This window comes from Trinickia sp. (assembly GCF_051953955.1).
Taxonomy (GTDB): domain Bacteria; phylum Pseudomonadota; class Gammaproteobacteria; order Burkholderiales; family Burkholderiaceae; genus Trinickia.
The window spans coordinates 1-10,296 of record NZ_JBQCIF010000130.1 but is presented as its reverse complement, the minus strand read 5'-3'; the positions used below and the strand labels follow the sequence as shown (position 1 = coordinate 10,296).

11 protein-coding genes are annotated in these 10,296 nt (G+C 64.2%); 10 read left to right on the top strand and 1 reads right to left on the bottom strand.

All coding sequences use genetic code 11. The features are described from left to right. The first annotated feature begins 161 nt into the window (after positions 1–161). From groES to ACTHNZ_RS24530, 3 genes are all read left to right on the top strand, one after another. Entirely contained in the window at positions 162–452 is a 291-nt protein-coding gene (groES, locus tag ACTHNZ_RS24540; RefSeq protein WP_440545192.1) for a co-chaperone GroES, read from the top strand. A gap of 46 nt (positions 453–498) precedes the next feature. Further along, positions 499–2,139, top strand: coding sequence for a chaperonin GroEL (gene groL, locus ACTHNZ_RS24535; protein ID WP_440545191.1), 1,641 nt, complete (start codon positions 499–501; stop codon positions 2,137–2,139). A gap of 98 nt (positions 2,140–2,237) precedes the next feature. Then, positions 2,238–2,828: a type II toxin-antitoxin system PemK/MazF family toxin gene (locus ACTHNZ_RS24530; protein WP_440545190.1), complete on the top strand. Its 591-nt coding sequence runs from the start codon at positions 2,238–2,240 to the stop codon at positions 2,826–2,828. A gap of 265 nt (positions 2,829–3,093) precedes the next feature. Here ACTHNZ_RS24530 and ACTHNZ_RS24525 read toward each other — a convergent pair whose 3' ends face one another. Next, on the bottom strand, positions 3,094–3,960 hold the full coding sequence (locus ACTHNZ_RS24525; RefSeq protein ID WP_440545189.1) for a hydroxymethylpyrimidine/phosphomethylpyrimidine kinase: 867 nt from the start codon (positions 3,958–3,960) through the stop codon (positions 3,094–3,096). Positions 3,961–4,250: 290 nt separating this feature from the next. On the opposite strand from ACTHNZ_RS24525, the gene ACTHNZ_RS24520 reads away from it, so the two are divergent. The 7 genes from ACTHNZ_RS24520 to ACTHNZ_RS24490 all read left to right on the top strand — a co-directional run bounded on the left by ACTHNZ_RS24520 (position 4,251) and on the right by ACTHNZ_RS24490 (position 10,199). After that, a complete protein-coding gene (locus ACTHNZ_RS24520) occupies positions 4,251–4,421 on the top strand; it encodes a rubredoxin (RefSeq protein ID WP_004186709.1) in 171 nt (56 codons plus the stop codon). A 58-nt stretch (positions 4,422–4,479) separates the two neighbouring features. Further along, positions 4,480–5,952 (top strand): hypothetical protein, encoded by a 1,473-nt coding sequence (locus ACTHNZ_RS24515; RefSeq protein ID WP_440545188.1) that lies wholly within the window; start codon positions 4,480–4,482, stop codon positions 5,950–5,952. Positions 5,953–6,169: 217 nt separating this feature from the next. Then, positions 6,170–6,748 carry a YqgE/AlgH family protein gene (locus ACTHNZ_RS24510; protein ID WP_440545187.1) on the top strand — a complete coding sequence of 193 codons (579 nt, stop codon included), beginning with the start codon at positions 6,170–6,172 and terminating at the stop codon, positions 6,746–6,748. Further along, positions 6,745–7,179 carry a Holliday junction resolvase RuvX gene (gene ruvX, locus ACTHNZ_RS24505; RefSeq protein WP_440545186.1) on the top strand — a complete coding sequence of 145 codons (435 nt, stop codon included), beginning with the start codon at positions 6,745–6,747 and terminating at the stop codon, positions 7,177–7,179. The genes ACTHNZ_RS24510 and ruvX overlap by 4 nt, the downstream gene beginning before the upstream one ends. After that, positions 7,166–7,681, top strand: a complete 516-nt coding sequence (pyrR, locus tag ACTHNZ_RS24500; protein WP_440545185.1) for a bifunctional pyr operon transcriptional regulator/uracil phosphoribosyltransferase PyrR — start codon at positions 7,166–7,168, stop codon at positions 7,679–7,681. Before ruvX ends, pyrR begins: the two co-directional genes overlap by 14 nt. A gap of 103 nt (positions 7,682–7,784) precedes the next feature. Next, the gene (locus ACTHNZ_RS24495; protein WP_440545184.1) at positions 7,785–8,816 is read left to right on the top strand and encodes an aspartate carbamoyltransferase catalytic subunit; all 1,032 of its coding nucleotides are present in this window, start codon (positions 7,785–7,787) and stop codon (positions 8,814–8,816) included. A 99-nt stretch (positions 8,817–8,915) separates the two neighbouring features. Then, on the top strand, positions 8,916–10,199 hold the full coding sequence (locus ACTHNZ_RS24490; protein ID WP_440545183.1) for a dihydroorotase: 1,284 nt from the start codon (positions 8,916–8,918) through the stop codon (positions 10,197–10,199). Positions 10,200–10,296: the final 97 nt, after the last annotated feature.

Below are 10,296 nucleotides of genomic sequence, written 5' to 3'. Positions count from 1 at the left end.
CCAACTGTGGGAAAAGCTCCCACATCCTCCCTTGAATTTGCCAAAGTCGGTCCATATAATTAGCACTCGCTGCACAGGAGTGCTAACAAGTTCCGTGCGGGTCGCTCCGTAGCGGCCCTAATTTTCAGCGTTCTTCAGTCTCAAACCAGAGAGGAGTAAGCATGAACCTTCGTCCTTTGCACGATCGCGTCATCGTGAAGCGTTTGGATCAAGAAACCAAGACTGCCTCGGGCATCGTGATCCCTGACGCCGTCGCCGAGAAGCCGGATCAAGGCGAAGTGCTCGCGATCGGGCCGGGCAAGCGCAACGACAAGGGCGACCAAATCGCACTCGACGTCAAAGTCGGCGATCGCGTCCTGTTCGGCAAGTACGCTGGCCAAACCGTCAAGGTCGACGGCCAGGAACTGCTGGTGATGCGCGAAGAAGACATCATGGCGGTCGTTCAGAAGTAAATCCCGTCCACGTCGATATTTCACAAAGAATTCAAGGAGTTACAAGATGGCAGCTAAAGACGTCGTATTCGGCGACAGCGCTCGCGCCAAGATGGTTGAAGGCGTGAACATCCTTGCGAACGCGGTGAAGGTCACGCTGGGCCCGAAGGGTCGCAACGTCGTCCTCGAGCGCAGCTTCGGCGGCCCGACGGTCACGAAGGATGGCGTGTCGGTCGCCAAGGAAATCGAGCTCGAAGACAAGCTCCAGAACATGGGCGCGCAAATGGTCAAGGAAGTGGCTTCCAAGACCAGCGACAACGCCGGCGACGGCACGACGACGGCTACGGTGCTGGCCCAGTCGATCGTCCGCGAAGGCATGAAGTACGTTGCCTCGGGCATGAACCCGATGGATCTGAAGCGCGGTATCGACAAGGCCGTGCAAGCCGCCGTGGAAGAGCTGCGCAAGATCAGCAAGCCCTGCACGACGAGCAAGGAAATCGCGCAAGTCGGCTCGATCTCGGCGAACAGCGATTCGTCGATCGGTGATCGCATCGCTGAAGCAATGGACAAGGTCGGCAAGGAAGGCGTCATCACCGTCGAAGACGGCAAGTCGCTGGCCGACGAACTCGAAGTCGTCGAAGGCATGCAATTCGACCGCGGCTACCTGTCGCCGTACTTCATCAACAACCCGGACAAGCAAGTCGCCGTCCTCGAAAACCCGTTCGTGCTGCTGCACGACAAGAAGGTTTCGAACATCCGCGATCTGCTGCCGGTGCTCGAGCAAGTGGCCAAGGCCGGCCGCCCGCTGCTGATCATCGCTGAAGACGTCGAAGGCGAAGCCCTGGCTACGCTCGTCGTCAACAACATCCGCGGCATCTTGAAGACCGTTGCGGTCAAGGCGCCTGGCTTCGGCGATCGTCGCAAGGCGATGCTCGAAGACATCGCGGTCCTGACGGGCGGCCAAGTGATCGCCGAGGAAACGGGCCTGACGCTCGAAAAAGCGTCGCTGCAAGAGCTCGGCCAAGCCAAGCGCATCGAAGTGGGCAAGGAAAACACGACGATCATCGACGGCGCAGGCGACGCGAAGAACATCGAAGCGCGTGTGAAGCAAATCCGCACGCAAATCGAAGAGGCGACGTCCGACTACGACCGCGAAAAGCTGCAAGAGCGTGTTGCAAAGCTCGCTGGCGGCGTGGCCGTGATCAAGGTCGGCGCGGCTACCGAAGTCGAAATGAAGGAAAAGAAGGCACGTGTCGAAGACGCGTTGCACGCCACGCGTGCTGCCGTTGAAGAAGGCATCGTTCCTGGCGGCGGCGTTGCGCTGATCCGCGCTCGTACGGCAATCGACAGCCTGAAGGGCTCGAACGCCGATCAAGACGCAGGCATCAAGATCGTGCTGCGCGCGATGGAAGAGCCGCTGCGTCAGATCGTGACGAACGGCGGCCTGGAAGCGGGTGTCGTCGTGGCAGCCGTTGCCAACGGCAAGGGCAACTACGGCTTCAACGCTGCGACGGAAGAGTACGGCGATCTGGTGGAAGCCGGCGTCGTGGATCCGACGAAGGTGACGCGTACGGCACTGCAGAACGCCGCTTCGGTGGCAGGCCTGCTGCTGACGACGGACGCAGCCGTTGCAGAACTGCCGAAGAAGGATGCTCCGATGCCTGGCGGTATGCCCGGCGGCATGGGCGGCATGGGCATGGACATGTAATTTCGGTGCGGCGGCCCGCTTTGCCCGGGCTGCAAGCCGAAGTCGCATGTTGGGCACGCCGCAACGCGCGTCCTCCAGCCGAAGAAAACCCCGCAGCGATGAACTGCACCCCGAAAGCTGGACACTGGTCCAACTTTTGGGGGCGTTCACGATGCGGGGTTTTTGCTGTCCGCCTAATGGGAATTCGTCCGATAAGCGGCCTGTGCCTACCATCCGGGGATGCGCAAGGGAACAACTTGAAACAGAACGCTAATGGCTTGATCTACCAGCCGCGACTCCGCGCCGTCGTGACGTGCGATTACACGGGTTTCGTCGCGCCCGAGATGGTAAAGATTCGGTCGGTGGTCGTTCTCTCAAAAAGCAAAACCAATGACCGCCTGATAACAGTGGTACCGTTATCCACTACGCCGCCGGCTAGGGTTCTGCCATGCCATCATAAGCTGGACCGGAACCCTCATCCAGACGAAAGTCCAGCCCTTGAGGTATGGGCCAAATGCGACATGGTGTACACGGTGTCGTTGTCTCGCGTGAACTACTACAAAACGAAGCCCCGCAGAGGCGGTAGGGCCACTTATCATTCAACGCTGACGGTTTCGCCGGGAGACTTCCTAGCAATTCAACGGGGCGCGAGGTATGCACTGGGGCTTGACGCCCTACCGGAGTCGGTGCCCGCAGTAGTTGCCAGCTAGGTCGCGGGCGGTGCAAGATCGCCGCTTTCCTTGTGTTACACTAGATTCGTGCCTCGAAAGAGGTTCCTCCGAGACTTCTTCCGCTCAGGCGTCGAAGAAGCCAGTACGGCAATCCGGCGATGACAAGCCTGCCGCTACTGCGAAAGGGCGCTTCGGCGCCCTTTGTCCTTTCTAAGCCCTGATTTCGCTCTCGCGACGCATTCCAGCCGTCTTCGCGTAGTCTTGGAGCCCCTTCATTCGAGAGAGTATCGGTGGCGCCCTTCAATCAAGCCCGCGACGGTTTGTGCCGCATCGGATCCACGCCGATCAGCGGCGGCGAGGGCGTGTCTTCATCGTCGCGCGCCCAGAAGAAGCGATCGGGCAAATAGGCGCCCATGCCGGGGCGGAACGCATGCCGCGCCGCCTGGTAGAGATATTCCTGCGCCTCGCGCACGGCTTCGGCGGGCTCCTGCCCATTCGCGAGCAACGCGGCAACGGCGGCCCCGAGCGTATCGGTGATGCCCATCAGCCTGTATTGCGGCCGATCCCACGTGTCCTGACGCAGTTGGCCCTCTTCGCTGAACAGCGTATTGACGAGCCGATGCGTGCCCGTTTCCGTCGACAGCACGTATTCAGCACCCTGCGACAACAAGTGAGCAATTGCTCCGTCCAGACTCGGCGCTTCCGCGTCGCCATCCGGTTGTGCGAGCGCGAGCAGCGTCGCCTGATCGGCGATCAGGACCGTCGTTTGCGGGGCGAGCAGATCGGCGATCGATTCGCGCAATTCGTCGGCGGCCAAGACGTGCTCGTCATCGAGCGTGAAGTCGGGCGCGAGGATCAGCGGGATATCGTCATAGTCGGCTACCACTTCGGCGATCGCGCTGACCACTTCCGCCCGGGTGGCCGCGCCCACCTTGAAGGCCGCGATCGGCATGTCTTCGAGCAGCATGCGAGCCTGCGTGGCGACGACGTCGGGGTCCAGCCCCGTGACTTCATCGCAACTGACCGAATCGCGCACCGTGTAGCCCGTCAGCACGGATACGCCGTGGCAGCCCATGCTGGCCAGGGTGAGCAAGTCGGCCTGCAGGCCGAAGCCGCCGGTGGGGTCGGCCAAGCCGAAAGTCAGAACGATCGGGGGAGCTGCGCTTTGCATGAATTGAGGATGGTGATGATGGCCGCGAGCGGCGGGCCGGCCGGCTCGCCTGCGCGGTGGGTTCATTATGCGGCCTAATGCCGCTCGATGACACTATCACTATCGCGTCATGCTTTTGCGGCGCTCGTGCCGCGGCGGGTAAGGGACGCACGGCGGTATCGCCTCGATGCGTCACCTCCGGCCACGATATGGCGCAATGGCCCGCGGATTGCCGCCGAAGCCTAGCCAGGCGCGCCTCAAAAACGGTACCATCATGGCTCTTTGAAACGGATTTTCGACGCGATACAAGAATGGAATACAAAAGCTGGATGTGCCTGATTTGCGGCTGGATCTACGACGAAGAGGCCGGTCTGCCTGAAGAAGGCATTGCTCCGGGTACGCGCTGGGAAGACGTTCCGATCAATTGGACGTGTCCCGAATGCGGCGCGCGCAAGGAAGACTTCGAGATGGTTCAGATCTGAACCGAAGCGCGGGCGGCGCGGGCCTTTCGGCTCGTGCCCCGCGGACGTCCACGACACCATGACATCTGACGATCTACCGACCTTCGAGGCGTTGCCGAATCCTCGCGGTGGGGCGGTCCGCGAAGCGGAAGCCGCACTCGCCGAGGCGCGGCGGGCCAGCGGTGTGCAGATGGGCGTCGTCGGGCCGCTGCTGCGGGCGGCACAGGCCCTGCGCCAAGCCGGCTGGCTCGCGCCGCAGCGTTTCACCGATGCGCTCGTGCTCGTCGCGCCTTACGCGAACGGCGATTTTTTGCCACAGTTTCAGGCGGCGCTCACTGATTTTCACGCGGCGCTGACACGCCGCAATCTGCGCGAACTGGCCTGTTCGCCTACCTTGTTCGCTCACTATTGCGCCTTGAACGCACAGGTCGCGCGCCATACGCAAGGCTATGCGATCGGATTCGAGGATCTCGCCCTGGCCGGGCGGCCCGTTGCGCCGGCCACGTTGCGCGCGACGCCCGCATCGGTGGTCGCTGTCTTGCGCGCGCGCTACGAGCAGGCTTTGCTGCCCGTGCTAAAAGGGCAGGAAGCGGCCGGTGCGGCGCTCGACGAGCTCGACGCCTGCGTCGCCGAGCTGGCCGGCACGGATCCCTATGACGTATGGCGCTTGGCCGGCGCTTGCGCACGCGCGTTGCGCGAGAATGGCCGTGCTCAAGCGGGCGATCCCGAGGCGAAGCGCTTCTACGCGCGCTGCAACCTGTTGCTGGCCGAACAGGGGCATGGCGTTCAGGTGGCGCCGCGCTCGTTCGTGCGTGCTGCGCTTGCCTTGTTGTGGCGCGATTACGCGCTGTTCGGCGCGGCGGCCGAGGATGCCGATGCGGTCGCATTGCTCGGCGATTATGGCCTGACCGTCGGCTGGCACGTCGCCGGCACGCAGGCCTCCGAGGCTGCTTGGGAACGAGAGGCGGCACAGGCGGAAGCGCAGGCAGGCAGCGAGCCCGTGGTGCGCGAGCTCGGGGCCGTGTCCGTGAACGTCCTGGCGTACGAGGATTTCCTCCAGACGGCCGATGCTTCGATGGTCGCGCTCGCGGTCAGTGCCGACGCTGCGTTCGGGGCAGAAACGCTCGATCCGCGGTCGGGCTCGGGTTCGGGCCAGGGCGGCGCGGGCCTCACTGCATCAGGCCCATCGCGCCCGGACCAAGGCGCGGCCGACGATCCTGCCGCTGCCGAACATGCGGCGCAGGCGGCCTATCGGGTCGGCGCCGCTGCCCAGGCGCTCGGCCTCGGTCACGTCGCGCTGCTTGCCGACGCGCTCGGCCTCGCTTGGCGCCGTCATGCCTATGCGGCTCGCGTAGGATCGCCGCAGTCGGCGCCGGCACGGCGCCCGGTCGAACAGGCGGCCGAAGCGTTGCGCGCGATGCTGCTGCGTGTCGCGGCGGGTGTCGCGCCGCCCGATTCGGCCGTGCCGCTCGCCTTGGTGACGCAAGCGATCGAGCGCGCGGCGCCCCATGCCGGAACCGCATCGGCGCTTCCCGCATCTTCCGTTTCGTAAGCTCTACCGGGCTTCCCCTTCGTCGGTCGCGTACTTGCCTCGCCGCGGTCCTTCCGCTCGCGCCTTCTGGCGGCCGGCATGCGTGATAGAGTGCGGGAAACATACGGCCGATTGCGGGCGGGCGCGGGCGATGCGTCCGTCGTGCTTGCGGCCGGTCTTGCGTGCCGGCGCGCATTCGCGGCGTCCAACACGCACCGTCTTTGCTAAAATTCGAACCATGCCTAAGAGTAACGATCGCATCAACCTGACCAACCAGTTCCTGATCGCCATGCCTAATATGGCGGATCCCACTTTTTCGGGAACGGTGGTCTACCTTTGCGATCACAGCGAGCGCGGTGCGCTCGGCCTCGTCATCAACCGGCCGACCGACATCGATCTCGAATCGCTTTTCAGCCGCATCGATCTGAAGCTCGAGATCGAGCCGCTGCTCCATGTTCCCGTCTACTTCGGCGGCCCGGTGCAAACCGAGCGCGGCTTCGTGCTGCACGAGCCCGTGGAGGGGAGCGCCTATACGTCGTCGATGGCCGTGACGGGCGGGCTCGAGATGACGACCTCGAAAGACGTCCTCGAAGCTGTCGCGAGCGGCAATGGCCCGCAGCGCTTCTTGCTCACGCTCGGCCACGCGGGCTGGGGGGCGGGGCAGCTCGAGGAGGAAATCTCGCACAACGGCTGGCTGACCGTGGAGGCCGATCCCAAGATCGTGTTCGACGTTCCGGCCGAGAACCGGTTCGAAGCGGCGCTGGCCTTGCTCGGCGTGACGCCGTCGATGCTCTCGGGCGATGCGGGTCACGCATGACGAAAACGGTTGGGCGTGAGGCGACGCTGCTTGCGTTCGACTATGGCGAAAAGCGCATCGGCGTGGCGATCGGCAACGCATTGACGGGGCAAGCCCGTGCGCTCGTCGTCGTCCCGAATCGCAATCGCGAGTTTCGCTTCGAAGCCGTCGGCAAGCTGATCGGCGAATGGAAGCCCGATGCGCTCGTCGTGGGCCTGCCGTGCCACCCCGACGGCACCCCGCATGAAATGACGCAATTGGCCAAGCGGTTCGGCAATCAGTTGAACGGGCGTTTCAACTTGCCCGTCACATGGGTCGACGAACGCTACAGCTCGGTCGCGGCGGATCTCGACATGCGCGAGCGCGGCACGGCCGGCGACATGCGGGATGCCGAGGCGGCGCGAATCATTCTTCAACAATATCTGGACGGGCTTTCCGATGAGTTGCATTGATGCCGAAGCATCCTACGCGACGCTTCTCGCGCAGATTCGCGCGGCCTACGGCGCTGCGTTCGAGGCTGCCGACGGCCCCGTGCTGGCGGGGATCCACAGCGGCGGCGCTTGGCTGGCCGAGCGTCTTGCGAGCGATCTCGGCGCGAACTTCTTCGGTGTCGTGAACGTCGCGCTGCATCGCGACGATTACGCCAAAAAGGGGCTGCACAGCCAAGCGAGCCCGACCTCGCTGCCGTTCGACGTGACCGACCGCCGGATCGTGCTCGTCGACGACGTCTTGCATACGGGCCGCACGGTGCGCGCGGCCATCAACGAACTGTACGACTACGGGCGTCCCGCTGCGATCGAGCTTGCCGTGCTCGCGGAGCGCAGTGGCCGCGAGATGCCGATCGAAGCGCGCTTCGTCGGTGCGCACGCCGAGATTTCCGCTGACGCCACGCTCGTGCTCGAGCGCTCGAGCGCGCTGCAGTTCACGTTCCGCACCGAAGCGCGCGGCGATTAGCCGTGTTGACCGGTGCCACGCGCCAGCCGCAAAAGCTTTCCGGCGCGACGTGCGAGCTCGATGCCGGCACGCCGCGTCACCTACGTTCGAAAGTAGACCGACCATGAATACCGTCACCCCGGGCCGTGCCGAACACGGCGGCGAGTCCGCGCCTGCCGAGCGCTTTCGCTACGGCTTTCTCAAGGGCAACCCGCAACTCACGAAGAACGGGGAGCTCAAGCATTTGCTGACGATCGAAGGGCTGCCGCGCTCGATCGTCACGCATATCCTCGATACCGCCGAGCAGTTCGTGAGCGTGACCGATCGCGAGGTGAAGAAGGTGCCGCTTTTGCGCGGCAAATCGATCTTCAACCTCTTCTTCGAAAACTCGACGCGCACGCGCACGACGTTCGAGATCGCGGCCAAACGCTTGTCGGCCGACGTGCTGAATCTGAACATCAATGCTTCGTCGACGAGCAAGGGCGAATCGCTGCTCGACACGATCAACAACCTGTCTGCGATGCACGCGGACATGTTCGTCGTGCGCCATGCGTCGAGCGGGGCGCCGTATTTGATCGCCGAGCACTGCGCGCCGCACGTGCACGTCGTCAACGCGGGCGACGGGCGCCATGCGCACCCGACGCAGGGCTTGCTCGACATGTACACCATCCGCCACTACAAGCGCGACTTCACGAATTTGCGCGTGGCGATCGTCGGCGACATCCTGCACTCGCGCGTGGCACGTTCGGACATCCATGCGCTGACGACGCTCGGCGTGCCCGAAGTGCGCGCGATCGGGCCGCGCACGCTGCTGCCCGGCGGGCTCGAAGAACTGGGCGTGCGCGTTTATCACGACCTCGACGAAGGGCTGAAGGACGTCGACGTCATCATCATGCTGCGCCTGCAGAACGAGCGCATGAGTGGCGCACTGCTGCCTTCGGCGCAGGAATACTTCAAGAGCTGGGGGCTCACGCCGGAGCGGCTCGCGCGCGCCAAGCCCGATGCGATCGTCATGCATCCGGGCCCGATGAACCGCGGCGTGGAAATCGATTCGCAAGTGGCCGACGGCCCCCAATCGGTGATCCTGAACCAGGTGACGTTCGGCATCGCCGTGCGCATGGCGGTGATGAGCATCGTGGCCGGCAACAACGAATGAGCACGGCTGAGTACCACTGAGTACGACGGAGCGCTCGGCGCGGGCAGGCCGAACGGCGGACAGCAGAGCGACGCAAAGACAAGAAGGGCAGCACAGGACATGAAGATTCATATCGAAGGCGGCACGGTCATCGACCCGCTAGCGGGCACCGAGCAAAGGGCGGACGTTTTCATTGCCGACGGCAAGATCGCCGCGATCGGCGCCGCGCCTGCCGAGTTCAAGGCGGACAAGACGATCGACGCGAAGGGCCTGTGCGTGGCGCCCGGTTTCGTCGATCTATCCGCGCGGTTGCGCGAGCCGGGTTATGAACACAAAGCGACGCTCGAATCGGAGATGGCGGCGGCCGTCGCCGGTGGCGTGACGACGTTGGCGTGCCCGCCGGACACCGACCCGGTGCTCGATGAACCTGGGCTCGTCGAAATGCTGAAGTTCCGTGCCAGCAAGCTGAACCGCGCGCACGTGCATCCGCTCGGCGCATTGACGGTGGGCTTGAAGGGCACCGTCATCACGGAGATGGTCGGATTGACCGAAGCCGGCTGCGTGGGCTTCACGCAGGCCGATGTGCCGATCGTCGATACGCAAGTGCTGCTGCGCGCACTGCAATATGCGAGCACGTACGGCTATACGGTTTGGTTGCGGCCGCAGGATGCTTGTCTCGCGAAGGGCGGCGTGGCGGCGAGCGGGGCGGTGGCCTCGCGCATGGGTTTGTCGGGCGTGCCGGTGGCGGCCGAGACGATTGCCTTGCATACGATTTTCGAGCTGATGCGTTCGACGGGCGCGCGCGTGCATCTGTCGCACTTGTCTTCGGCCGCGGGCGTGGCGCTCGTGCGCGAGGCGAAGACGGAGGGGCTGCCCGTCTCGTGCGACGTCAGCGCGAACCACATCCATTTGATCGACGTCGATATCGGCTACTTCGATTCGCAGTTCCGCCTCGATCCGCCGCTGCGGACCCAGCGGGACCGGGACGCGATTCGCGTCGGGCTGGCCGACGGCACGATCGATGCCATCTGCTCGGCGCATACGCCCGTGGACGACGACGAAAAGCTGCTGCCGTTCGCCGAGGCCACGCCTGGTGCGACGGGACTCGAGTTGCTGCTGTCGCTGACTGTGAAGTGGGCCGACGAAGCGGGACTGACTCTGTCGCGCGCGTTGGGCCGCATTACGGCCGAGCCTGCGAAAGTCCTGAACCTGCCGGTGGGCCGCATCGAGGCCGGCGCGGCGGCCGATATTTGCGTGTTCGACCGCAACGCGTATTGGCGCGTCGAACCGCGTGCGCTCAAGAGCCAGGGTCACAATACCCCATTCCTCGGCTATGAACTGCCTGCGCGCGTGCGTGCGACGATCGTGGCCGGGCATCTGGCGTATGAACCGCTCGAGCGCTGACTGCCTCGACTCGGGACGGGCCTCGTAGGCCCTTGCGTTTTTTGTGCGACGACAGCGACGCCCCCTTATACGAACCGCCGATTGCGATGAAGCTTGC

What these genes read in the sequence shown, in the direction of transcription:
- groL (WP_440545191.1), top strand. Translation starts at nt 499, where the DNA reads ATGGCAGCTAAAGACGTCGTATTCGGCGACAGCGCTCGCGCCAAGATG.
- groES (WP_440545192.1), top strand. Translation starts at nt 162, where the DNA reads ATGAACCTTCGTCCTTTGCACGATCGCGTCATCGTGAAGCGTTTGGAT.
- ACTHNZ_RS24515 (WP_440545188.1), top strand. Translation starts at nt 4,480, where the DNA reads ATGACATCTGACGATCTACCGACCTTCGAGGCGTTGCCGAATCCTCGC.
- ruvX (WP_440545186.1), top strand. Translation starts at nt 6,745, where the DNA reads ATGACGAAAACGGTTGGGCGTGAGGCGACGCTGCTTGCGTTCGACTAT.
- ACTHNZ_RS24490 (WP_440545183.1), top strand. Translation starts at nt 8,916, where the DNA reads ATGAAGATTCATATCGAAGGCGGCACGGTCATCGACCCGCTAGCGGGC.
- pyrR (WP_440545185.1), top strand. Translation starts at nt 7,166, where the DNA reads ATGAGTTGCATTGATGCCGAAGCATCCTACGCGACGCTTCTCGCGCAG.
- ACTHNZ_RS24530 (WP_440545190.1), top strand. Translation starts at nt 2,238, where the DNA reads ATGAACTGCACCCCGAAAGCTGGACACTGGTCCAACTTTTGGGGGCGT.
- ACTHNZ_RS24525 (WP_440545189.1), bottom strand. Translation starts at nt 3,960, where the DNA reads ATGCAAAGCGCAGCTCCCCCGATCGTTCTGACTTTCGGCTTGGCCGAC.
- ACTHNZ_RS24510 (WP_440545187.1), top strand. Translation starts at nt 6,170, where the DNA reads ATGCCTAAGAGTAACGATCGCATCAACCTGACCAACCAGTTCCTGATC.
- ACTHNZ_RS24495 (WP_440545184.1), top strand. Translation starts at nt 7,785, where the DNA reads ATGAATACCGTCACCCCGGGCCGTGCCGAACACGGCGGCGAGTCCGCG.
- ACTHNZ_RS24520 (WP_004186709.1), top strand. Translation starts at nt 4,251, where the DNA reads ATGGAATACAAAAGCTGGATGTGCCTGATTTGCGGCTGGATCTACGAC.